This window comes from Pandoraea anhela (genome assembly GCF_902459655.1).
Taxonomy (GTDB): Bacteria; Pseudomonadota; Gammaproteobacteria; order Burkholderiales; family Burkholderiaceae; genus Pandoraea; species Pandoraea anhela.
On record NZ_CABPSB010000004.1, the window covers coordinates 203,172 to 225,061 of the forward strand.

Below are 21,890 nucleotides of genomic sequence, written 5' to 3' on the forward strand. Positions count from 1 at the left end.
CTCGCCATGCCGAGCCCGCGTCGCCCGCGCATTTGCCGTCACACGTGCATCGGCCTGCTGGCCGCGTGCGGCGTGGCGCTTGCACTGGCGATCGGCGCTGTCCCGGCCTCCGCTTCATCGGCCAACGCGAAGGGTTCGGCGAAAGCACAACCCAAAGCGCAACCCAAAGCGCCCGCGAAGCTGCCGCCCTTCGAGTTTGCCGTCCTGGGCAACACGCCTTTCAATAATGCCGACGTCCCCGTCACGCGAAACGTACTGGCGAGCATTGGCGACAGCGATGCGGCGTTCGTGGTGCATGCGGGCAACATCAAAAGCGCTGGCGAGTCTTGCCGGGACGACCTCGTGACGCAGCGCCTGAGTCTGCTCGCGAGTTCTCCCAAGCCGATGATTTACGTGCCGGGCGCGAACGACTGGGCGGACTGCGAGCGAGCGGCGGACGGCAGCTACAACCCCGTGGAGCGGCTCGATTTCCTGCGCGATCACGCGTTCGACGACGACGCCCTGCTCGGCCCGGGGCCACTCGGATACGCGCAGTTCGACCTTACCCGGCAAAGCGATATGGCGCGCTTTCGCCAGTATCACGAGAACGTGCGATGGTTCTATCGCGGGGTGGTCTTCGTCGGCGTCAATCTGCCGGGAAACAACAATAACTACCGCTCTGCGGGCGGCCGAAACGGCGAGTTCGAAGACCGTGTGATTGCCACACGCGTATGGCTACAGCATGCGCTCGTCTACGCGCAGCAAAAGGACGCGATCGGGATGGTGGTCATCGCGCAGGCGGACCCCGAGTTCGAACCGGCGCGCACTGGCGGGCTGAAAGGGATCTTCTCCGATCGCAACGGACGTCGCGGGGTAGACGGCTACAAGGACTTCCGTACGCAGTTGCAGCGGCTCGCGGCGCGCTTCAAAGCACCGATCCTGCTCATCGACAGCGGCAAGACAATGCATCACGCACAGCCGTTGCACGACGCGCACGGCGCGCCGGTGAAGACGTTCACGCAACTGAGCACTTACGGTTCACCGGCGACGAATCGATGGGTGCGCGTGCTGGTCGACCCGAGGAAGGCTCAACTCTTCAGTTTCGAAAGCGCGACACTGCCGCCAAACGGCGCGGCCACGTCGGCAACCGGTAGCCCGCGTCCGGGCAGTAACGCCTCTACGACGTCTGCATCGAACGCCGATCCCTCGCGGGCGTCCCCCGGGGCCTCCGCATCGGCAACGTCGCCAATGTCGGCAACGTCCGGCATAGGCGCCACGCCGACCACGTCGACACCCACCGCCATGCCCTACTCGGCGCTGTATCCGGCCTCCGGACTGTCGAGCGGTGCCCTGATCAGTTCGGACCCGAATCAGGGCGTCATGCCCATCGGTCCGGCGCTATTGCCCAGCGCATCGTCGCGCGGCACGACACACGGCAAGTAAGCGGCTGGCCACAACTTTCCGGCCGATGCGACACGCACCACAGCGGCAAGTACGGCGTGCGAGCACAAAACACAAACGCCGAGCAGGCGCATCGTCAACTCACGATGCGCCTGCCCGGCGTTCCTGGTCCTACCGCGCCAGACGATGCGTCGCACGACGCATCGTCGCGCTATTCAATGCAGCGTCGGTGCGTCGTCTTCGTCTTCGTCGACGATTTCGAGTCCCGATGCGCCGTGCGCATGCTGGTGCTCGATTTCTTCTTCGGTGGCCGCACGCACGTCGGTCACTTTCAGTTCGAAGCGCAGCGCCATCCCTGCGAGCGGGTGATTGCCGTCGAGCACGACCTTGTCTTCGGCAACGTCCGTCACCGTGTAGATCAGCGTATCGGACTCTTCGTCACCGTCTTCCGGCGTGCCTTCGAATTGCATGCCGACTTCGAGCGGCTCCGGGAAACGGCCACGCTCTTCGATCTTGATCAGCTCGGAATCGTAGTCGCCGAAGGCGTCCGTCGGTTCCAGTTGCAGATGCGTTTCAAAGCCGACGTCCTGACCATCGAGCGCTTCCTCGATCTTGGGGAACGTGCCATCATAGCCGCCGTGCAGATAAACCATCGGCTCGGCGCCGCTTTCTTCGATCAGGTTGCCCTGAGCGTCCGACAACTTGTAAGTCACCGAGACGACGGTATTCTTTTCGATCTTCATCAAACTCTCCGAAAAACAGCCCGCATTATACGCGCAGCCGTATGACAGCGCCCCGGCAACGGCTGTATCGATTACCTCGGTTACGCATGACGACCTCTCGCCACCCCTCGCCCAAGCCGGTCGATCCGACCCGTTCGAACCATTCGAACCGTTCAACGCCGTCGACACACTCGACACCCTCAACGCTACTCGGCGGCCTCACGCCCGACGCGTTCATGAAGCGCTACTGGCACAAGCGCCCGTTGCTCATCCGGCAAGCCATCCCCAACTTCACCGCGCCGCTCCCGCGTGAAGCGCTGTTCGCGCTTGCGGCGCAGGACGACGTGGAATCGCGTCTCATCAGCCACGCACGCAAGCGTTGGCAACTCGACCATGGTCCGTTCGACATCGACGATCTGCCGCCGCTCACACGCAAGCACTGGACGCTTCTCGTACAGGGCGTGAATCTTCACGCACCGGCCGTGGACGCGCTCATGCAACAGTTTCGCTTTATTCCCGACGCGCGTCTCGACGATGTGATGATCAGCTACGCGACGGACGGCGGTGGTGTCGGCCCGCATCTCGATTCGTACGACGTTTTTCTGCTGCAAGCCCATGGCAAGCGTCGCTGGCGCATCGGTCCGCAACGTGACACGACGTGGCGCGAAGACGTGCCGTTGCGCATCCTCAAACACTTCGACGCCGAAGAAGAGTGGGTGCTGGAGCCGGGCGACATGCTGTACCTGCCACCCGGCTACGCACACGACGGCGTAGCCGAAGGCGAATGCATGACGTACTCGGTGGGATTTCGCGCGCCGCTCGAACAGGAAATGCTGCAAAACTTCCTGTACTACCTTGCGGAAAACGCTGCGGAACTGCCGTTTGCGCGTCATTTCGCTGGCCGATACGCAGACCCGAAACAACCGGCCGTCAAGCATCCTGCGGCCCTGCCCGATGCGATGATCGACACCCTGCTCACGCAGTTGGAACGCGTGCGTTGGGGGCAAAAAGAAGTGGAAGATTTTCTCGGGCGCTGGCTGAGCGAACCGAAGTCGCATGTGTTCTTCGACCCGCCGGAAAAGCCGCTTTCGACGACACGTTTCGTGCACGAAGCATCGTCGCGAGGACTCACGCTGTCGGCAAAGACGCAGTTGTTGTATCGACGCAACCGATACTACGTCAACGGCGAGCCTCTCGAAGTCCCCGTCAGTGCGCGCTCGACGTTACGCATACTTGCCGATCAACGGCAACTGGATGCCAGCGAATGTGCGAAATTCGAGCAAAAAGACCAAGAAATCGTTGAAATTCTGTACGATTGGTACGCTTCGGGATGGCTGCAACTCGGGGCCGACTCGAACGTCGTACGAAAGTTGCGCGCCGTAAGGAAAAAAGCGGGGTAAATGCGCGAGATTGACGTGACGCGTTGGGGAAAACCCAATATAATTTCTCGCCAAGCAGCTTGCATGACCAAGGGTAATCCTCAATTGCCAATGTCTCGCAATCGGCTTTGCGCTGGCAAGAGCGTATTACCGTAACTAATATTCATTCGCTTGTCTTCTACCATAAAAGGACGTGATCATGAAGAAGTCTCTCCTCGTCGCTTCGTTGTTGGCTATCGCCCTGACCGCCTGCGGCAAGAAGGAAGAAGCCGCTGCTCCGGCTGCTGACGCTGCCGCTTCGGCTGCGACGGCTGCTTCGGACGCCGCTTCGGCTGCTGGCGCTGCTGCTGATTCGGCTGCTTCGGCTGCCGGTGCTGCTGCTGACACGGCCGCTTCGGCTGCTGGTGCTGCTGCTGACGCCGTCGCTTCGGCTGCTGACGCTGCTGCCAGCAAGTAAGCTCTCGCTGCCGCGAGGCAGTTGAGCAAAAAAAGCCGGTCTTATGACCGGCTTTTTTACGTCTGTACCTTTTGCCCGCATCGCACAGATTCGCCCCCCCCCGGCCAGACACCGGATACGCGAACGCGCAGCCTCAACACGTCAGCCAGTCGAATCCGCCCGCCTGCGTCGCGACCAGTATCTCCGTCGCTGCACTCCCGATCACGGCGGACATCGCCTCCATTGCCAGCGTCGGCGTATTGTTCTGCTCGCTCAGATGCGCACAAATGACGCGTTGCAGTTTCGCGCGATCGATGGCATCGAGAATTTGCGCAGCCGCATCGTTGGCCAGATGACCATATGTTCCGCCGATACGCGCCTTGAGCGACGGCGGATACTTGCTGTTCGCCAGCATCTCACGATCATGGTTGCATTCGAGCACCAGCGAATCGCAGCCGCCGAGCGTGGCAATCAGATGCGCTGTCGGACAGCCCGCATCGGTCAGCACGCCGAGACGCCGCGCGCCATCGGAAAACACGAACTGCAAGGGCTCGCGTGCGTCGTGAGGCACAGTGTAAGGATGAAGTTCGAGGTTGCCGACCGCCAGTCGCTCATCGGAGCGACACCAGCGCACGAGCGTGTCGTCGCCATCGGCTTTGAGCGTAGCGCCGACCTTGACGGCCTGCCCCGTCCCCCAGCTCATGATGAGCGGGATCCGGTACTTGCGCGTAAGGGAAAGGGCACTGCCGATGTGATCGGCGTGTTCATGCGTGATGACGATGGCATCGAGCGACGCCACGTCGACCGAGCGCGCCGCGAGGCGCCGCTCAACCTCTCGCATCGAGAAACCGCAATCAAGAAGAATACGTGTCGTGGAGGCGCCTTCCGACGCCTCCACCAGCAGGGCATTGCCTTCGCTGCCGCTGCCTAGACTGGCGAACCGCACACCCCGCCTTAACGGAGCTGGTTGCCGATCACGCTGATGATCGTTTGCGCGATCTGCGAGTTGTCGACGTTACCCTTGTCGTCGAGCACCTGCACGCGCGTCTGGCTGTCGCCACGACCTTGCACGTTGACGCTGTACTTCTTGGCCTTCTTCTGATCCTGCACTTCCTTCGCGTGGAACAGGCTGTAGAAGAAACCGTTGTCCTTGGCAAGCGATGCCGGATCGACATAACTCACGAAGTACAGACCCTTCGCGCGATCACGATCGTCCACGGTAAAGTTGCCGCGATCGAGCGCGACGCCGACACGACGCCATGCGCGGTCGAACGGTTCGTTGATGTCGAGATACGCCGCATCGGCCGTCTTCACGACCTGCGACGACGGACCGCCAGCCTTGGCATTTTCCACCTGAGCCTTCGCCTGATCGGCCTGAGCACCGAAGCGCTGCATCAGCTTGGTCAGCATGATCGCTTCGAGCCCCGGATCGTTCGGTGCCGGCTCCCACTTGGTCGTATCCTTCTGCGAGTTCGTGAACACTTCCACCATGCGACGGTGCGTGATGTAAATGTCCGTGCCGCCATTCGGATCGCGTTCGACACGCGTGCGGAAACGATCGCGTTCGCCGGTCGAATACAGGCCGTCGAGCACCTTGCCGAGCAGATCGCGGATGATGTCCTGGTTGAGCTTGGCACGGTTTTCGGCCCAGTCCGTTTCCATCACACCGGTGTCTGCCGAATCGATGGTCAGCACGAAGCCGTTTTCCTGCCAGAACTCGCGCAGCGTCGGCCACAGATCGCCGGCCGGCTTCTGAATCACGAGCCAACGCTCGTTGCCATCGCGCACGACCTTCATGCCGGGCACGTCCGGCAGCACGGTGTCGGTCGGGTTAGCCGCAACGACCTTCTGCTGGCTCTCGTAGGTCGACAGCGTGGCAGTGCCGCCCGGCGACACATACTTGCGGTCAGCGGCCTGAACGTTCGTCAGATCCGGCGGAACATCGAGCGAGGGGCCGGTCTTCGAGCTTTTGTAATCGACCTTATCGGACGAAAGCGCGCTCGACAACGAGCTGCATCCGGCAACGAGGGCCAACGAGGCAATAGCGGCCCATGCCAGCACGGGACGAGCTACGGAGTTACTGACGATTCGTTTCATGAGTCGCAAAAAAATGGGTGGGCAATCTAACCCGGGTGCCTGAACGACAGCTTAGACAACAGCGATGTTGGCCGACTTGAGGGCGTTGAGCACCGTTTCCTGATACGACTGCGCCAGCGGCGTGAGCGGCAGGCGAATGCCCGACGCGATCATACCCATCTTTTGCAGCGCCCATTTCACGGGGATCGGATTGGCTTCGACGAACATGGCACGATGCAGTTCGAACAACTTGAACTGCAACTCACGTGCCTTGGCCACATCGCCGGCCAGCGCAGCCGCGCACAGTTCGTGCATCGCACGCGGTGCCACGTTGGCGGTGACCGAGATATTACCCTGACCGCCCATGAGCATGAGCGCAACGGCCGTCAGGTCGTCGCCGCTGTAGACGGCGAAGCTCTTCGGGGCACGCCGGATCAGGTCGATGCCACGATCCAGATTGCCCGTGGCGTCTTTCACACCGATGATGCCGGACACGTCGGCCAGACGCAGCAGCGTTTCGTTGCTGGCGTCCGCCACGGTGCGGCCGGGCACATTATAGAGGATGACCGGAAGCTCACCGGCTTCGGCAATGGCGCGGAAGTGCTGGTATTGCCCTTCCTGCGTGGGCTTGTTGTAGTAAGGCACGACTTGCAGCGAAGCGTCGGCGCCGACCTTCTTCGCATGCCTGGTCAGCTCGATGGCCTCTGCCGTCGAATTCCCGCCGGTGCCGGCGATCACGTGCACCTTGCGCCCGCGCGACTGCCCGGCTTCCGCCGTCTGCTTGACGGCGATCTCGATGAGTTCGCAGTGCTCTTCGACGTTGACCGTCGGCGATTCGCCCGACGTGCCGACGATAACGATACCGTCCGTGCCCTCGTCGACGTGCCAGTTGATCAGGTTACGCAGTGCTTCACGGTCAAGGCTGCCGTCCTCTGCCATCGGCGTGACAATCGCGACGATACTGCCTTGAATCGGAGTTTGGGTAGTCATGTTTGATCGAACAATTCAGCGATAAGGGTGGATTGTAGCGGATTACGCTGTCGCCTCGTACAGCGCGGCAGTCCCGGGGTTTTCCCCGGGGGCGGACGCACGCGTGGCGCACAGCCGCTGCACACACGCCGCACGCGGCGAGGGCAGCGTGACATCCTCGAAACCCGCGACGCGCAGCCCCGCGTCACGCGCGACGTCGAGCAACTCGCCCGGCGCCAGCAGGAACAGCGGATTGGACGGTTTCCCGTACCTTTCGTTTCCTTGAGCGAAAGTTTCGTAAATCAGGACGCCTCCCGGCGCCACGCTTGCCGCGATACGCGCCAGCAGCGGCCGATGCAGATAGTGGGTGACGATGACCGCATCGAAGGTCATGCCGGCGGGCAACGGCCACGGCGCCCCTTCGAGGTCGGCGGCCACCGTCGTCACATGGGGCAGGCTTGCCATTGTGGCAAGGGCCGCCGCGTCCCGATCGATCGCCGTGACGTGCACCCCGCGCGACGCCAGCCAGCGGGTGTGACGGCCCTGACCGCACGCCAGATCGAGCGCATGGGCGCCGGGCGCAATGAGATGCGCCCAACGCACCAGCCACGACGACGGCGCCCCCGTGCCGTGCACGATGCCCGAGACGGCGACGTCCGTCATGAATACTGAAGCCCCATGGCTTCACGCACGTCGCGCATGATTTCCTGCGCCGATTTGCGGGCCTTCTCGCAGCCGTCGGCCACGATGGCGCGCAGCAGCGACGGATCGTCCATGTACTTCTGTGCACGTTCGAGCATCGGTTGCTGCTCGCGCAGAATGCCTTCGATGACCGGCTGCTTGCACTCGATGCAGCCGATGCCGGCGCTGCGGCATCCGGCCTGAACCCACTCGCGGGTGTCCTCGTCGCTGTAGACCTGATGCAGCTGCCACACCGGGCATTTGTCGGGATCGCCCGGATCGGTGCGACGCACACGCGCCGGATCCGTCGGCATGGTCCGCACCTTCTTGGTGATCGATTCGGCGTCCTCGCGCAGACCGATGGTGTTGTTATAGGACTTCGACATCTTCTGTCCGTCGAGGCCCGGCATGCGCGACGCCGGCGTCAGCAGCGCCTGCGGCTCCACCAGAATCAGCTTGCGCGCGCCTTCGAGGTAGCCGAAGAGACGCTCGCGGTCGCCCATGGACAACGACTGCGATTCGGAGAGCATGGCGCGCGCCTGTTCGAGCGCCTCGTCGTCCCCTTTTTCCTGATAGGCATTGCGCAGTTCCAGATAGAGCTTCGCACGCTTGCCGCCGAGCTTGCGCGCCGCCGCGAGCGCCTTCTCTTCGAAACCGGCTTCGCGGCCGTACAGATAGTTGAAACGGCGTGCGATTTCGCGCGTCATCTCCACGTGCGGTACCTGATCCTCCCCCACCGGCACGTGCAGTGCGCGATACAGCAGAATGTCGGCCGCCATGAGCACCGGATAGCCCAGAAAGCCGTATGTCGACAGATCCTTCTCCTTGAGCTTCTCGATCTGTTCCTTGTACGTCGGCACACGTTCGAGCCAGCCCAGCGGCGTGCTCATGCCGATGAGCAACGCCAGCTCGGCATGCTCGGGCACCTTGCTCTGGATGAAGAGCGTGGCCTGATTCGGATCGATCCCTGCGGCAAGCCAGTCGATCAGTACGTCCCATACGTTCTGTTCGATGACTTCCGGCGTTTCATAGTGTGTGGTGAGCGCATGCCAGTCGACCACGCAGAAGTAGCACGGATACTCCGACTGGAGCTGAATCCAGTTCTTGAGCACGCCGTGATAATGGCCCAGGTGCAAACGACCGGTCGGTCGCATGCCGGAGAAAACGCGTTCGGGGTACATGGTCTAGTGATGAGTCTGCAAAAACTTCAGGAAACCAGCGACAGCAGCGGCGTGAGCATCCAGACGATCACGTCGCGCCCCCACTGGATCAACGGCCAGAGCCACACTCGGCCAAGCACACCGCTGACGACCAGCGCCATCACGATGAAAAAGCCGTAGGGCTCGACGCGCGAGAGCGTATAGGCTGCGCGCGCAGGTAGCAGCGACACCAGCACGCGTCCGCCGTCGAGCGGCGGCACCGGGAACAGATTGAACATGCACATCACGAGGTTCACCACGAGACCGGCCTGCGCCATCATCATGAAGAACGGCTCGCGCACGCCGGCGATCTGGAGCCCGACACCGAGCAGGGCCCAGAGAATGGCTTGTGCGAAGTTGCAGAGCGGGCCGGCCAGCGCCACCCAGATCGTATCGACGCGTGGATTGCGCAAACTGCCGAACGCGACGGGCACCGGCTTGGCGTAGCCGAACAGGAACGCCCCGCTCGTCATGAAATAAAGTGCCAACGGCACGAGAATCGTGCCGATCGGGTCGATGTTTTTGAGGGGATTGAGGGTCACGCGCCCCATCAGAAATGCGGTGGGGTCGCCGAAGTGCTTCGCGACATAGCCGTGGGCGGCCTCATGCAAGGTAATCGCGAAGAGGACGGGGAGCGCATAGACCGCAATGGTCTGGATCAGGTCGGCATTCATAGCCGGCTATTGTAACAAGCAGACATGCACGCCAGTATTACCCGCCCTTACAAAGATTCTCGCACCCGGTGTTGCCCGCGCGACCGCGCCCCGTCGATCAGGACAGTCCGAACGGCGCCAGCGAGCCGCGTCCGCGACGCAGCACCTCGGGCGGCGTCACCGTCAGATCGACCACCGTCGACGGCTCCTTGGGACATGCGCCGCCATCGATCACCAGATCCAGCTGCTTTTCGAGCCGCTCGCGAATCTCTTCGGGGTCGTTCAACGGTTCGGTGTCGTCGGGCAGGATCAGCGTCGTCGCCAGCAGCGGCTGCCCTAGCGCTTCGAGCAACGCCAGCGTGATCGCGTGCTCCGGCACGCGCAGACCAATGGTCTTTCGCGACGGGTGCGAGAGCCGTCGCGGCACCTCTTTCGTCGCTTCCAGAATGAAAACGTACGGCCCCGGCGTGGTCGCCTTGATCAACCGGTACTGCCGGTTGTCCACAATCGCGAACTCGGCCAGTTCGGACAGATCGCGCACGAGCAGCGACAGCATCTGCTTCTCGTCGAGTCCGCGAATGCGACGCAACCGGTCGACAGCCTGCTTGTCGTCGATATGGCAGGCGATCGCATAGCTCGAATCGGTGGGCAACGCCACGATGCCGCCCTTGTCGATGATCTGGGCAGCTTGCTTGATGAGACGTGGCTGAGGATTTTCCGGGTGAATCTGGAAGAATTGCGACATAGTGTCGGAAGGTTACTGCCAGCGGCTCCAGACCGGCGTGAGATCGTCGGGCAACGCAGGCAGCTTACCGAGCAGCGCACGGCTCTCGGTCGGTCCATGGAAATCCGAGCCGCGCGAGGCCAGAAATCCGTACTGACGCGCGACGTCGGCATACTCGCGGTACTGCTCCGGCGTATGGCTGCCGGTCACCACTTCGATCGCTTCGCCCCCCAGGTCTCGGAACTGATCGAACAACACCCCGAATTCGAGCGGCGAGAATTTGTAGCGCCCGGGATGCGCCACGACCGCGATGCCGCCCGCGCCCCGAATCCATTGCACGGCGTCTTCGAGCGTCGCCCAACGATGCGGGACATAGCCGGGCCGCCCCTCGGAGAGGTACTTCGCGAAGACGTCGGAGACGGACGCGCACTTGCCGATCTCCACCAGAAAACGGGCGAAATGCGTGCGGGAAATCAGATCGGGATTGCCGACGAAGCGCAGCGCGCCTTCATAGGCACCGGGAATACCGGCGGCGGCCAGTTGCTCGCTCATCTGCTGCGCCCGCGCTGCGCGGCCGCCCCGCGTTGCCGCGAGTCCGTCGATCAGCGCGGGATTGTCGGCGTCGATATTCAGGCCGACGATGTGCACCGTCCGGTTCGCCCACGTAATCGAAATCTCGACGCCGCTCACGTAGCGCATGCCTAACGCTTCGGCGGCTGCCCGCGCTTCGCGTTGCCCGCCGATCTCGTCGTGATCCGTCAACGCCCATAGGTCGACGCCGGCCTCGAAAGCGACCTGCGCCACATCGGACGGCGACAGCGTGCCGTCCGACACCTTGGAATGACAATGAAGATCCGCGTTGAGCATAATGAGCCGCCAGGGGAAATACCGCGTGGCACCGAAGCGCCGCGGAGCCGTCTGGCTTCCCCGACACCGGCGTGTGACGTGGTAATGACGGCTTCATTCTACCGCTCAAGTGCACGCGACGCGAGTTGCCCGCGCTCCCCCGCCATCCCGGCTCGCGCCGCACCCGGTTCGTGGCGCCGCTTCTGCCCCGCTTCTGTCTCGCTTCTGTCTCGCTTCTGTCTCGCTTCTGACTTGCGCTCGGCACACCGCTGCCCCGCCGCCGTCTGCCTCGCCACTCACTCGCGGCAGAAGTCCTCGATCAGGCGCGCCACGGCTTCCGGCTGATCGTGATGCAGCATGTGGCCGGCATCGGCGACGAAGGCTTGCGTCAAATTCGGAAAGACCTCGAACCGTTCGCGGAAAGCCTCCTTACCCTGCGCCCCGGCGAAATGCTGAAGCACATCAGACTCCGTGGCTTCGACGTTCAGCACAGGCGCGCTGACATTGCCCCACACCGCCATCGCCTCATCCAGCCGATAGGGATAAGGGTTCGCGATCTTGTGCGCGGCATCGGCAAGCAAATGCCATTGCCCGTCCTGCGCCTGGCGCGCCCATCGCTGCGCCAGCCACTCCGCCCGCTCGGACGTGAGGCGCGGGTTGGTCTTGCGCAGGCGCGCCGCCACGTCGGCGAGCGATGCATAGGGGCGCAGCGTCGGCACCGTCTGGACATCGTCGAGCCAGCGACTGAGCTGGCGGATCGCCGCAGTCGGCGACGACGGCGGCAAGCCGAACCCCTCCAGATTCACGAGACGTCGCACGCGGGCGGGCCGCACGCCCGCGTACAGGCACGCAACGTTGCCCCCCATGCTATGACCGATCAGGTTGATGGCTTCACCGGGTTGCGTATAGACGTCGAGCAAGGCGTCGAGATCGGCGAGATAGTCGGGGAACCAGTAGCTGCCGGCGCGCCCGTCCGACACGGGCCAGTCGGTCAGACCGAAGCCGCGCCAGTCGGGGACGAGTACATGCCAGCGCTGCGCGAGCGTTTGGGCCACGAAATGAAATGAGGCCGACACGTCCATCCAGCCGTGCAGAGCGAACAACTTCGGTGCGCCGGGCGTGCCCCATTGACGAACATGATGGCGCAGGCCGCGCACCGTCAGAAACTCGGATCGGGAATCGATCATGATGCGGGCAGACGATGAATATCTGAACGATTGAGGAACGTCGAGTATATCGGTCGGCGCCGGCGCCCCGGTAGCGGCGTCAAAAACGAACCGGCTGCGCCGTCACTCACCGGCCTGAAGGGCGGCCAGTTCATCGTCGTCGAAGCCTGCGGCCCGGCGCGCCTCGAAATTGAACGGCCCTCGCAGGCGCGGCGCGCCGTACTGCGCCGCCAGACGCGCGTACGTCTCGACCGGCTCGCACCCGGCACGCTCACAGCCCCAGCGATACCAGCGGTTGCCGATGGCCACATGGCCGATTTCGTCGCGCAGAATGATGTCCAGAATGGCGGCGCCCGCCTGGTCGCCCGCGCCGGAGAGTTTTGCCCGGATCGGCGGGCTGGCGTCCAGACCACGCGCCTCCAGCGTACGCGGCACGAGCGCGAGACGCGCCAGCCAGTCGCCGGACGTGCGCCGCGCCATGTCCCAGAGGCCATTGTGGGCCGGGAAACACCCGTAGACGTAGGCGTCGCCCAGCGTCTTCAGATGCGCGGCCAGCAACGAGAAGTGGTAAGCCTCTTCGGCGGCGACCTGAAGCCAATCGTCGTAATACTCGACAGGCAGACCGTCGAAGCGCCACAGCGCGTCGAGCGCGAGGTTGATCGCGTTGAATTCGATGTGCGCGAGTGCGTGGAGTAAGGCGGCACGCCCTTCGACCGTCGTCACCGCGCGCTGCTTCAACTCCCGTGGCGACACCAGGTGCGGTGCCGCCGGACGCCCCGGAATCCCCGCGTCGCCCTCCCCGTCCCGATTCTCTGCCAGCGCAAACCGGCGCTGCGGATACCAGAGGGCACCGCCATCGCGCACGCTCTCGCGCAGCACTGTCACGCCCGCCGCTTTCTCTTGGGGATCGCAAACACGCAGAAGCTCGAGCGCGCGCCCACGTGCGCAGGCCGGGAATGCCACGGATTCGCTGGAGCGTGGAGCTTCGGACGGCGCATCGCCGGGTGCGCGGCGCAGCGGAGGTTCGGCGCCGGGTGCAGGAGTGAAATCGACCATGACGTTACAATAGCGGTTTCGTCGATTTTAACCGCGAACCAAAGCCGCTATGCCGATCTATAAACTTGGAGACAAGACCCCGCAGATCCACGAGAGTGCTTTCGTGGCCGACACTGCCACCATCATCGGCGAGGTGATTCTCGCGGAGAACAGCAGCGTGTGGCCGGGGGTGGCGATTCGCGGCGACAACGAACCGATCAGGATCGGGACGGGGACCAATGTCCAGGAAGGTGCGGTGCTGCACGCCGATCCGGGATATCCGCTCACGCTCGCCGAGGGCGTGAGTGTCGGCCATCAGGCCATGCTGCATGGCTGCACGGTCGGCGAGAACTCGCTGATCGGCATTCAGGCGGTGTTGCTCAACGGCGCCGTCATCGGCCGCGACAGCCTCGTGGGGGCGGGTGCGCTGGTGACGGAGCGCAAAACGTTTCCGGACCGTTCGCTGATCCTCGGCGTGCCTGCCAAGGTCGTTCGCGAACTGACGGATGAGGAAGTGGCAAACCTCAAGCGAAACGCCGACGTCTACGCAACGCGCCGGCAGGTGTTCAAGGAACAGTTGGTGCGCATCGGCTGAGCGCACGCCCGGCGGCGTCGCGTGCCGACGATTCGGCGCACGAAACCTCGCTGCCAATGTGTTGAAAATGCGGCGCGCGCCCTCATTTATGGCAGCAATGGCAACATCGACGCGCCAATCTTCGGCTGTGTGCCACCGGCCTCGCGGGAAACGAGCGAATCATGAGGAGTTCGTGCGGCTGTCGTGCGATTGTCGTGCGAATAGAACGCGAATCGAACGCAAAGCACGTCTCGCGCCGTCCGCCCCCGCCGGACACCGCCGGCACACCCATCGCCGTTGCCGCATTTTTCAGGAATTCGACCGTGTCCGACCAACTTCAGAAATTCATGTTCGACGCCGCGCCCGTACGCGGTGAATACGTCAGCCTCGACGCGACCTGGCGTGCCGTGCTCGATCGTCACGACTATCCGACGCCCGTGCGTCACCTGCTCGGCGAAATGATGGCTGCCGCCGCGTTGCTCACGGCCAACGTCAAGTTCGACGGCGCGCTGGTCCTCCAACTGCACGGCGATGGCCCCGTGAGCATGATCGTCGTCGAATGCAATGCCGACCTCACCATGCGCGCAACGGCGAAGTACAGCGGCGAGATCCCGGAAGACGGCACGCTCAAGTCGCTGCTCAACGTCAACGGTCGGGCGCACTTTGCCATCACGCTCGATCCGCGCGTCAAGCAGCCCGGTCAACAACCGTATCAGGGCGTGGTGCCGCTCTCGGACGAACACGGCCCGCTGCCTGATATGGCGTCGGTGCTCGAACATTACATGCATCATTCGGAGCAGCTCGATACCCGGTTGTGGCTGGCGTCTGACGACAATCACGCCGTCGGCATTCTGCTGCAAAAGTTACCGGGGTACGGCGGCACGGCGGGCAGCGGTGCCGAGCATGCGCCGGAAGACGACGACACCTGGAATCGCGTCTGCCAGTTGGGCAACACGCTCAAGCGCGACGAAATGTTGAGTACCGACCGCGAGACGATGCTGCATCGCTTGTTCTGGGAAGAAACGGTGCGCATATTCGACCCGCTGCCGACGGCGTTCCGTTGCACGTGTTCGCGCGAGCGCGTCGCCAATATGCTGCGCACGCTGGGCGAGGCCGATGTCATGAGCGTGTTCGACGAGCGTCCGAACGTGGAAGTGGCGTGCGAGTTCTGCCGCCAAACCTATCAGTTCGACAAGGTCGACGCCGCGCAACTCTTTACCGAGCAGCCGCACGCCGCACCGGCCGGACAGCACTGACAGCATGAATAGCGGAAGATGGGAAATCTCCGGCGCACGGAACGACCGGCGCGCCGGTGAATCTCAGCTTACATCCGGTGGAATGCGGTGCGTCGGCACCTCGCCTGCCCCGCCCGCCTGACGTCATTGCCGCCCCTCGCCGGGCCTTACGGGTTATTGCACCATGTCCCGACTCACTGCCACTTCGCTCTCTTGTGCTGCCGCACCGACGCAAAACGGTCGCACGTCGTCGATCCTTCGTGGCTCGATCCTGCTATCACTGCGGACCCGCCCAGCCCGATCGTCAGCCGGTGCGCTTGGCTTGCTGACCCTCACGCTGGCCGCCGGTTGCGCACCATTACAGCTACCGCCCCCCGATGCCCCATCGGCACGCCTGCCTGATGCGCAAAACGTCGCGCCGGCAGCGATGACGGATGCCCAAAAGCAAGACCTCACGCAACTGAACAAGCGCATCTACGACGAACAGGAAACCGCCATCGAACGCGAGCGCGCCCAACGCGCGCTCGATAATGCGGTACGCAGCTACAACAGCAACGCGTACTTCTATGGCGGCTGGGGCGGCCCCGGTTGGTATGGGCCCGGCTGGTACGGACCGGGATGGTATGGCCCCGGCTGGTATGGCGGCCCACGCTCGTCGGTCGGCGTGAGCATCGGCTTCTGATTCCGATTCGTCTGTCGACAAAAAAATGCCGCTTCGATTTACGTCGAAGCGGCATTTTTCGTTCCGGGGCAATGGCAAGCGACCGAGGAAAGCGGTGCACTACCCGGCTAGCCCGCTACCCTGGCCCGACACGACGTCTGCGCCGCCGGGCCAACGACCGTCCGTCATGATCAGTGATGTTGCGCCTTGTGAGCCGACGCTGTCTTGCCCTTCGTCTGCGACGGCGGGGGTGGCGGCGCGGACGCGACCGTCTTGTGCGCCGGTTCGGAAGACGACACGAGCGGTGCATCGGCCCCGGATGCACCCTGCGGCGCACCGGCGCCATCCGCACCAACGAATTGCACGAACAGCTCGCCGTCCTTGACCATCCCCAACTCGAAACGAGCGCGTTCTTCGATCGCCGCCGTGCCGTCCTGCAAATCCTGCACTTCGCCGGCCAGGCGATCGTTACGTTCTTTCAACTGCTCGTTCTTCTGCTGTTCGGCGCTCAACTCGTCGCGCAGTTCGTGCACGTACAACCAACCACCGTGGCCGAACCAGAGCGGATACTGGATGACCACCAATAGCAGCACCAGTACCAAGGTCACCATTCGCATGCTTTCGCCTGGCAAGAATTCCGGGAAGCGAGCCCCGACCTGAGTCGGGGTTCAACATCCCGGGGAATCGGAATTAGCGCAGATTGTAGAACGTTTCCTTGCCCGGATACGAAGCGATATCGCCGAGATCCTCTTCGATACGAAGCAGTTGGTTGTACTTGGCGATACGGTCGCTGCGCGAGAGCGAACCGGTCTTGATCTGACCGGCATTGGTGCCCACAGCGATATCGGCGATGGTCGAGTCCTCGGTTTCGCCCGAACGGTGCGACACCACGGCCGTATAACCCGCGCGCTTGGCCATTTCGATGGCGGCGAACGTCTCGGTCAGCGTACCGATCTGGTTGATCTTGATGAGAATCGAGTTGGCCACGCCTTGCTCGATGCCCTGCTTCAGGATCTTCGTGTTGGTGACGAACAGGTCGTCGCCGACCAGTTGCACCTTCTTGCCAAGCTTGTCCGTCAGGATCTTCCAGCCGGCCCAGTCGTCTTCCGACATGCCGTCTTCGATCGAGACGATCGGGAACTTGTCGCACAGGTTAGCGAGGTAATCGGCGAACTCTTCCGAGCTCAGCGACAAGCCTTCACCGGCCAACTCGTACTTGCCGTTCTTGTAGAACTCGGTCGAGGCGCAGTCCAGCGCCAGCAGCACGTCGTCGCCCAGGCGATAACCGGCGTTCTCCACAGCTTGCTGAATGGTCGTGAGGCACTCTTCATTCGATGCAAAGTTCGGTGCGAAGCCGCCTTCGTCGCCCACAGCCGTGCTCATTCCCTTATCGGCGATGAGCTTCTTGAGCGCGTGGAAAATCTCGGCGCCGCAACGCAGGGCTTCACGGAAGCTCGACTGACCGACCGGCATCACCATGAATTCCTGGATGTCCAGACTGTTGTTGGCATGCGCGCCGCCGTTGACGATGTTCATCATCGGCACCGGCATCTGCATCGCGCCCGAACCACCGAAGTAGCGATACAACGGCAGGCCGGCTTCTTCGGCGGCGGCCTTGGCGACGGCCATCGACACGGCCAACATGGCATTGGCGCCGAGGCGCGACTTGTTGTCCGTGCCGTCGAGTTCGATCAGGGTCTTGTCCAGGAACGCCTGCTCGGCAGCATCCAGGCCCATGATCGCTTCCGAAATCTCGGTGTTGATGTGCTCGACAGCCTTTTGCACCCCCTTGCCGAGGTAGCGCGACTTGTCGCCGTCACGCAGTTCGATCGCCTCACGCGAACCGGTCGATGCGCCCGACGGCACTGCCGCACGGCCCATCACGCCCGACTCCAGCAGCACGTCGCACTCGACCGTCGGATTGCCGCGCGAGTCCAGCACTTCGCGCCCGATGATATCTACGATTGCACTCATGTATTCCTCGGTATCTATAAGACAAAAACGCTAAAGGGAACCTGCTTCGCGCCGCGATCCTGCCGGTGACTTGCCGCAACCACGCCGGGCGCTGAACGAGAATCGGCAGCGCGCCGAATCCTGACGTGGATACCGATGCCGCGCATCGTGTGCGCGCGCCGGCCGGACAATACGTAGACGGGGGAACAACGGCGCCTCGAAATGAGGCACGGCGGCCTGTGGGATGACATCGATGTCGACGGTGCGCTCGGCGTGCTGCACGCGAGCATCTCCTCGGGGACTCGCCCTCGCGGCGATCGCTCACGACCGCTGCGCGACAAGCTTAACGACTCGACGCCATACTGCCAAGGCGTCTGACCGCTATACCCGTCCTGTGGGCGTGCTGATAGTGGCCCCAGGACGGCGTGTCTCATTTCAGTTGAAATTATTTTCCAGGAACTGCCCCTGCTTCACCGCCGCGTCGATGGTCTTGAGCGTGGTGAGCAGTTCACGCATACGGCCGAGCGGCACGGCGTTGGGGCCGTCCGAGAGGGCGCAGGCCGGGTCCGGGTGCGTCTCCATGAACAGCCCCGAGACGCCCACGGCCACCGCGGCACGCGAGAGCACGGGCACAAACTCGCGCTGGCCGCCCGAGCTGGTGCCTTGCCCGCCGGGCAGTTGCACGGAGTGTGTGGCGTCGAACACGACCGGCGCACCGGTCTCGCGCATGATCGCCAGCGAGCGCATGTCCGAGACCAGATTGTTGTAGCCGAACGAAACACCGCGCTCGCAGGCCATGAACACGTCATCCGGCAGGCCGGCTTCGCGTGCAGCGTCGCGCGCCTTGTCGATGACGTTGATCATGTCGTGCGGTGCGAGAAACTGGCCCTTCTTGATGTTCACCGGCTTGCCCGACTGGGCGCAGGCACGGATGAAATCGGTCTGGCGGCACAGAAACGCCGGCGTCTGAAGCACATCGACGATGGGCGCGGCCACGGCCACGTCCTCTTCCGTGTGCACGTCCGTGAGGACCGGCACGCCGAGTTGACGGCGCACTTCCTCGAGGATTTTCAGGCCCTGCTCACGGCCCGGACCGCGATACGACTTACCCGAACTACGGTTCGCCTTGTCGAACGACGACTTGTAGATGAACGGAATGCCGAGCGCGCTCGTGATTTCCTTGAGCTGCCCCGCCACGTCGATCGTCATTTGCTCCGATTCGACGACGCAGGTGCCCGCGATCAGGAAAAACGGCTTATCCAGGCCAACATCGAAACCGCACAGTTTCATGGGAACTCCTTGTTTCTCGCTCGCTGCGCGTCTTAAGCGGCCTTCTTGCGCGCTTGCTGGCCTGCCAGCGCCGCTTCCACGTATGCCTTGAAGAGCGGATGGCCGTCGCGCGGCGTCGAGGTGAACTCGGGGTGGAACTGCACGCCCACGAACCACGGGTGCACCTGCTGCGGCAATTCCATCATCTCGGGCAGGTTTTCCGTCGGCGTACGCGCCGAGATCACCAGACCGGCGGCTTCGAGCTGCGGCACATAGTGGTTGTTGACTTCATAGCGATGACGGTGACGTTCGTTGACCGTGTCGCCGTAGATGCGCGAAGCCAGCGTCCCGGTCTTGACCGGCACACGCTGCGAACCCAGACGCATGGTGCCGCCCAGATCCGAATCTTCCGTACGTTGTTCGATCTTGCCGTCACGATCCTGCCACTCGGTGATGAGGGCGACGACCGGATGCGGCGTCGACGGCTCGAATTCCGTGCTGTTCGCGTCCGCCAGATTCGCGACGTCGCGTGCGAACTCGATCACGGCCAGTTGCATACCGAGGCAGATACCCAGGTACGGCACGCGATTTTCACGGGCGTAGCGGATTGCCTTGATCTTGCCTTCGGTCCCGCGACGGCCAAAGCCGCCCGGCACCAGGATGGCGTCCAGATGCTTGAGGGCGTCGGTGCCGTCCTTCTCGATCTGTTCGGAATCGATGTACTCGATGTTCACGCGCGTTTCCGTATGGATCGCGGCGTGACGCAACGCTTCGATGAGCGACTTGTACGATTCGGTCAGATCGACGTACTTGCCGACCATACCGATCGTGACGTCGTGCTTCGGATTCTCGACGGCATGCACCAGACGCGTCCACATGGACAGGTCGGCCGGCTTGGCTTCGATCTTCAGTTCTTCGCAGATGATCCGGTCCATGCCCTGGTCGTGAAGCATTTGCGGAATCTTGTAGATCGTGTCGACGTCCCACACCGAAATCACGGCGTCTTGCGGAATGTTCGCGAACAGCGAAATCTTCGCGCACTCGTCTTCCGGAATCTGACGGTCGGCGCGGCACAGCAGCACGTCCGGCGAGATACCGATTTCGCGCAGCTTCTGCACGCTGTGTTGCGTCGGCTTGGTCTTGAGCTCGCCGGCCGTTGCAATGTACGGCACAAGCGTCAGGTGCACGAAGGCCACGCTGTTGCGGCCCAGGCGCAGATTCATCTGACGAGCGGCCTCGAGGAAAGGCAGCGATTCGATGTCACCGACCGTACCGCCGATTTCGACGATGGCGACGTCGGGATGGCCGTCCCACGTCGAACGCGCACCGCGCTCGACGAAGGCCTGAATTTCATTGGTGATGTGCGGAATGACCTGAACGGTCTTGCCCAGATACTCGCCACGGCGCTCTTTGCGGATCACCGATTCGTAGATCTGGCCGGTCGTGAAGTTGTTCGCACGACGCATCTTCGCGCTGATGAAGCGCTCGTAGTGCCCCAGATCGAGGTCGGTTTCCGCACCGTCCTCGGTCACAAACACCTCGCCGTGCTGGAACGGGCTCATCGTGCCCGGGTCGACGTTGATGTAGGGATCAAGCTTGAGGAGGGTGACTTTGAGGCCACGCGATTCGAGAATCGCGGCCAGAGATGCGGCAGCAATTCCCTTACCAAGAGAGGAAACCACGCCGCCCGTGACAAAAACGAATTTGGTCATCGCAGTAATTGCTCGCGGGAAAGCCGGATTATACCCGAAAGCCGCCTCGCCCTCGACGTGCAGCGCGGCAAATTTTGGCCTTGACAGGCATCGCGCGCGGCGTCCCGTCACGACCGGCGCGCTCGCCAACGAATCTGCCGCCCTGCCATCCCGGTTCAGTACAGTCGGCCTCGCGCGCGCCCCGATCAGACCGCAATCAGGTATGCATCCGGCTTCCGTTCAGGTTCCAGCAGGCTTGCATTGACCGGCTGCCGGGGCACCCGGCGTGAGTTTGGCCGGTCGCGCCCGGGGCACTATGCGCCATCGACGCCAATGCGGGCAAATGCCTGCTTCCCGCATGCCAAAGACCGGGGTGCGACTTCCTGAGCGATCACGCCGCCAGCGACCAGCGATGTTCGCCTTTCAGTTCCGCGAGCATGTCGCGAATGGCGGCGGCAGTCTCCAGCGGACGCTCCATCGGGAAAAGATGGGTACCCGGCACGTACCGAAGATGCGTCCCGACGATGCGCCGCGTGGCGCCGATCCCCGCCTGACGCAGTTCGCGAGACTCCGTACCGGCCAGAAATCCGACCGGCACCGGAACGCCGCGAAGGGCGCGCACGGCAAGCGACGGCGGCAGCGTCAGATAGATGCGATATTCGATTTCCCGTGCGAACGCCAATCGACGCGCCTCCCCCTCGCCCGTGGGCAACGTGCCGCAATCGATGTAGTCGCGAAGCACATCCGGATCCCAACTGGCGAATGCGGGTTTGCTCGCGAAGTGCTGCCATGCACTTTCCCAGTCCGGCCATTGGTCGCGACGCTTTTTCGTCACGCCGGCCGGCGACATCCGTTCGTACAAGCCGGTCAGCATGCCCAGACGCAGCATTTGCGTACGCCAGCCCGGCGTAACGATGGGTGAATCCACCATCACCACGCCACGCACACATTGCGGCGCCTTGAGCGCCGCCATCAGGCTGAGGAAACCGCCCAGCGAGTGCCCCACGAGCCAGACCGGCTCGCCACGATATTGGCGCACGAGTGTATCGACGAGTTCATTACGCAAATACCGCCAACCCGGCGTGACGGGATAACGCGGGTCATGACCGATGCGGTCGATCGCGCGTACGTCGTACTCGTCGGCCAGCGCGCCGAGCATCTTGCGATAAACGCCGGCCGGAAAACCGTTGCCGTGCGAGAAATGGATGATGTCTCTTGTCATGGGATGCTTTGTCCTGGCG

General features: G+C 63.1%; 22 protein-coding genes. 6 read left to right on the top strand and 16 right to left on the bottom strand.

Features of this window, described 5'->3' with window-relative positions:
• Positions 1-6 precede the first annotated feature (6 nt).
• On the top strand, positions 7-1,422 hold the full coding sequence (locus PAN31108_RS08225; protein WP_150668380.1) for a hypothetical protein: 1,416 nt from the start codon (positions 7-9) through the stop codon (positions 1,420-1,422).
• Between the two features lie 173 nt (positions 1,423-1,595).
• Here PAN31108_RS08225 and PAN31108_RS08230 read toward each other — a convergent pair whose 3' ends face one another.
• The gene (locus PAN31108_RS08230) at positions 1,596-2,123 is read right to left on the bottom strand and encodes an FKBP-type peptidyl-prolyl cis-trans isomerase (RefSeq protein WP_150668381.1); all 528 of its coding nucleotides are present in this window, start codon (positions 2,121-2,123) and stop codon (positions 1,596-1,598) included.
• 86 nt (positions 2,124-2,209) lie between these two features.
• Here PAN31108_RS08230 and PAN31108_RS08235 point away from each other — a divergent pair, with 86 nt between their 5' ends.
• Together PAN31108_RS08235 and PAN31108_RS26330 are read left to right on the top strand one after the other, a co-directional pair.
• On the top strand, positions 2,210-3,502 hold the full coding sequence (locus PAN31108_RS08235; RefSeq protein WP_246183838.1) for a ribosomal protein uL16 3-hydroxylase: 1,293 nt from the start codon (positions 2,210-2,212) through the stop codon (positions 3,500-3,502).
• Positions 3,503-3,680: 178 nt separating this feature from the next.
• Positions 3,681-3,938: a hypothetical protein gene (locus PAN31108_RS26330; RefSeq protein WP_072617452.1), complete on the top strand. Its 258-nt coding sequence runs from the start codon at positions 3,681-3,683 to the stop codon at positions 3,936-3,938.
• A gap of 133 nt (positions 3,939-4,071) precedes the next feature.
• On the opposite strand, the gene PAN31108_RS08245 is transcribed toward PAN31108_RS26330, so the two are convergent.
• The 10 genes from PAN31108_RS08245 to PAN31108_RS08290 form a co-directional block, all read right to left on the bottom strand.
• A complete protein-coding gene (locus PAN31108_RS08245) occupies positions 4,072-4,863 on the bottom strand; it encodes an MBL fold metallo-hydrolase (protein ID WP_150668384.1) in 792 nt (263 codons plus the stop codon).
• 8 nt (positions 4,864-4,871) lie between these two features.
• Positions 4,872-6,014 carry an NlpB/DapX family lipoprotein gene (bamC, locus tag PAN31108_RS08250; protein ID WP_150668385.1) on the bottom strand — a complete coding sequence of 381 codons (1,143 nt, stop codon included), beginning with the start codon at positions 6,012-6,014 and terminating at the stop codon, positions 4,872-4,874.
• A 51-nt stretch (positions 6,015-6,065) separates the two neighbouring features.
• Positions 6,066-6,983 carry a 4-hydroxy-tetrahydrodipicolinate synthase gene (gene dapA / locus PAN31108_RS08255; RefSeq protein WP_150668386.1) on the bottom strand — a complete coding sequence of 306 codons (918 nt, stop codon included), beginning with the start codon at positions 6,981-6,983 and terminating at the stop codon, positions 6,066-6,068.
• Between the two features lie 42 nt (positions 6,984-7,025).
• Positions 7,026-7,625, bottom strand: a complete 600-nt coding sequence (locus tag PAN31108_RS08260; RefSeq protein WP_150668387.1) for a class I SAM-dependent methyltransferase — start codon at positions 7,623-7,625, stop codon at positions 7,026-7,028.
• Entirely contained in the window at positions 7,622-8,824 is a 1,203-nt protein-coding gene (locus PAN31108_RS08265; RefSeq protein WP_150668388.1) for a tryptophan--tRNA ligase, read from the bottom strand. Before PAN31108_RS08265 ends, PAN31108_RS08260 begins: the two co-directional genes overlap by 4 nt.
• A gap of 26 nt (positions 8,825-8,850) precedes the next feature.
• Entirely contained in the window at positions 8,851-9,516 is a 666-nt protein-coding gene (locus PAN31108_RS08270; protein ID WP_150668389.1) for a site-2 protease family protein, read from the bottom strand.
• A 97-nt stretch (positions 9,517-9,613) separates the two neighbouring features.
• A complete protein-coding gene (locus PAN31108_RS08275; protein ID WP_150668390.1) occupies positions 9,614-10,240 on the bottom strand; it encodes an L-threonylcarbamoyladenylate synthase in 627 nt (208 codons plus the stop codon).
• 12 nt (positions 10,241-10,252) lie between these two features.
• Positions 10,253-11,086, bottom strand: coding sequence for a 3',5'-nucleoside bisphosphate phosphatase (locus tag PAN31108_RS08280; RefSeq protein ID WP_150668391.1), 834 nt, complete (start codon positions 11,084-11,086; stop codon positions 10,253-10,255).
• A gap of 275 nt (positions 11,087-11,361) precedes the next feature.
• Complete coding sequence (locus PAN31108_RS08285) at positions 11,362-12,252, bottom strand: alpha/beta hydrolase (RefSeq protein WP_150668392.1); 891 nt, start codon at positions 12,250-12,252, stop codon at positions 11,362-11,364.
• A gap of 102 nt (positions 12,253-12,354) precedes the next feature.
• Positions 12,355-13,287 carry a ferritin-like domain-containing protein gene (locus PAN31108_RS08290; protein ID WP_150668393.1) on the bottom strand — a complete coding sequence of 311 codons (933 nt, stop codon included), beginning with the start codon at positions 13,285-13,287 and terminating at the stop codon, positions 12,355-12,357.
• A 49-nt stretch (positions 13,288-13,336) separates the two neighbouring features.
• Here PAN31108_RS08290 and PAN31108_RS08295 point away from each other — a divergent pair, with 49 nt between their 5' ends.
• From PAN31108_RS08295 to PAN31108_RS08305, 3 genes are all read left to right on the top strand, one after another.
• Positions 13,337-13,861 (top strand): gamma carbonic anhydrase family protein, encoded by a 525-nt coding sequence (locus PAN31108_RS08295; RefSeq protein ID WP_150668394.1) that lies wholly within the window; start codon positions 13,337-13,339, stop codon positions 13,859-13,861.
• A gap of 302 nt (positions 13,862-14,163) precedes the next feature.
• Positions 14,164-15,096, top strand: coding sequence for an Hsp33 family molecular chaperone HslO (gene hslO / locus PAN31108_RS08300; protein ID WP_150668395.1), 933 nt, complete (start codon positions 14,164-14,166; stop codon positions 15,094-15,096).
• Positions 15,097-15,259: 163 nt separating this feature from the next.
• Positions 15,260-15,757 (top strand): hypothetical protein, encoded by a 498-nt coding sequence (locus PAN31108_RS08305; RefSeq protein ID WP_150668396.1) that lies wholly within the window; start codon positions 15,260-15,262, stop codon positions 15,755-15,757.
• Between the two features lie 170 nt (positions 15,758-15,927).
• Here PAN31108_RS08305 and ftsB read toward each other — a convergent pair whose 3' ends face one another.
• The 5 genes from ftsB to PAN31108_RS08330 form a co-directional block, all read right to left on the bottom strand.
• Positions 15,928-16,353 carry a cell division protein FtsB gene (gene ftsB / locus PAN31108_RS27070; protein WP_150668397.1) on the bottom strand — a complete coding sequence of 142 codons (426 nt, stop codon included), beginning with the start codon at positions 16,351-16,353 and terminating at the stop codon, positions 15,928-15,930.
• Positions 16,354-16,426: 73 nt separating this feature from the next.
• The gene (gene eno / locus PAN31108_RS08315) at positions 16,427-17,710 is read right to left on the bottom strand and encodes a phosphopyruvate hydratase (RefSeq protein ID WP_150668398.1); all 1,284 of its coding nucleotides are present in this window, start codon (positions 17,708-17,710) and stop codon (positions 16,427-16,429) included.
• A 414-nt stretch (positions 17,711-18,124) separates the two neighbouring features.
• The gene (gene kdsA, locus PAN31108_RS08320; protein WP_069341671.1) at positions 18,125-18,979 is read right to left on the bottom strand and encodes a 3-deoxy-8-phosphooctulonate synthase; all 855 of its coding nucleotides are present in this window, start codon (positions 18,977-18,979) and stop codon (positions 18,125-18,127) included.
• A 32-nt stretch (positions 18,980-19,011) separates the two neighbouring features.
• Complete coding sequence (gene pyrG / locus PAN31108_RS08325) at positions 19,012-20,670, bottom strand: CTP synthase (protein WP_150668399.1); 1,659 nt, start codon at positions 20,668-20,670, stop codon at positions 19,012-19,014.
• Positions 20,671-21,040: 370 nt separating this feature from the next.
• Positions 21,041-21,871, bottom strand: coding sequence for an alpha/beta fold hydrolase (locus PAN31108_RS08330; protein WP_150668400.1), 831 nt, complete (start codon positions 21,869-21,871; stop codon positions 21,041-21,043).
• Between the last annotated feature and the right edge of the window lie 19 nt (positions 21,872-21,890).

Excerpts from the sequence above, each read along its gene's own strand:
- PAN31108_RS08330 (WP_150668400.1), bottom strand. The coding sequence starts at position 21,871 with ATGACAAGAGACATCATCCATTTCTCGCACGGCAACGGTTTTCCGGCC.
- PAN31108_RS08305 (WP_150668396.1), top strand. The coding sequence starts at position 15,260 with ATGTCCCGACTCACTGCCACTTCGCTCTCTTGTGCTGCCGCACCGACG.
- PAN31108_RS26330 (WP_072617452.1), top strand. The coding sequence starts at position 3,681 with ATGAAGAAGTCTCTCCTCGTCGCTTCGTTGTTGGCTATCGCCCTGACC.
- PAN31108_RS08235 (WP_246183838.1), top strand. The coding sequence starts at position 2,210 with ATGACGACCTCTCGCCACCCCTCGCCCAAGCCGGTCGATCCGACCCGT.
- ftsB (WP_150668397.1), bottom strand. The coding sequence starts at position 16,353 with ATGCGAATGGTGACCTTGGTACTGGTGCTGCTATTGGTGGTCATCCAG.
- PAN31108_RS08290 (WP_150668393.1), bottom strand. The coding sequence starts at position 13,287 with ATGGTCGATTTCACTCCTGCACCCGGCGCCGAACCTCCGCTGCGCCGC.
- PAN31108_RS08280 (WP_150668391.1), bottom strand. The coding sequence starts at position 11,086 with ATGCTCAACGCGGATCTTCATTGTCATTCCAAGGTGTCGGACGGCACG.
- kdsA (WP_069341671.1), bottom strand. The coding sequence starts at position 18,979 with ATGAAACTGTGCGGTTTCGATGTTGGCCTGGATAAGCCGTTTTTCCTG.
- PAN31108_RS08295 (WP_150668394.1), top strand. The coding sequence starts at position 13,337 with ATGCCGATCTATAAACTTGGAGACAAGACCCCGCAGATCCACGAGAGT.
- PAN31108_RS08285 (WP_150668392.1), bottom strand. The coding sequence starts at position 12,252 with ATGATCGATTCCCGATCCGAGTTTCTGACGGTGCGCGGCCTGCGCCAT.
- dapA (WP_150668386.1), bottom strand. The coding sequence starts at position 6,983 with ATGACTACCCAAACTCCGATTCAAGGCAGTATCGTCGCGATTGTCACG.
- PAN31108_RS08275 (WP_150668390.1), bottom strand. The coding sequence starts at position 10,240 with ATGTCGCAATTCTTCCAGATTCACCCGGAAAATCCTCAGCCACGTCTC.
- pyrG (WP_150668399.1), bottom strand. The coding sequence starts at position 20,670 with ATGACCAAATTCGTTTTTGTCACGGGCGGCGTGGTTTCCTCTCTTGGT.
- eno (WP_150668398.1), bottom strand. The coding sequence starts at position 17,710 with ATGAGTGCAATCGTAGATATCATCGGGCGCGAAGTGCTGGACTCGCGC.
- bamC (WP_150668385.1), bottom strand. The coding sequence starts at position 6,014 with ATGAAACGAATCGTCAGTAACTCCGTAGCTCGTCCCGTGCTGGCATGG.
- PAN31108_RS08270 (WP_150668389.1), bottom strand. The coding sequence starts at position 9,516 with ATGAATGCCGACCTGATCCAGACCATTGCGGTCTATGCGCTCCCCGTC.
- PAN31108_RS08265 (WP_150668388.1), bottom strand. The coding sequence starts at position 8,824 with ATGTACCCCGAACGCGTTTTCTCCGGCATGCGACCGACCGGTCGTTTG.
- PAN31108_RS08260 (WP_150668387.1), bottom strand. The coding sequence starts at position 7,625 with ATGACGGACGTCGCCGTCTCGGGCATCGTGCACGGCACGGGGGCGCCG.
- PAN31108_RS08225 (WP_150668380.1), top strand. The coding sequence starts at position 7 with ATGCCGAGCCCGCGTCGCCCGCGCATTTGCCGTCACACGTGCATCGGC.
- PAN31108_RS08230 (WP_150668381.1), bottom strand. The coding sequence starts at position 2,123 with ATGAAGATCGAAAAGAATACCGTCGTCTCGGTGACTTACAAGTTGTCG.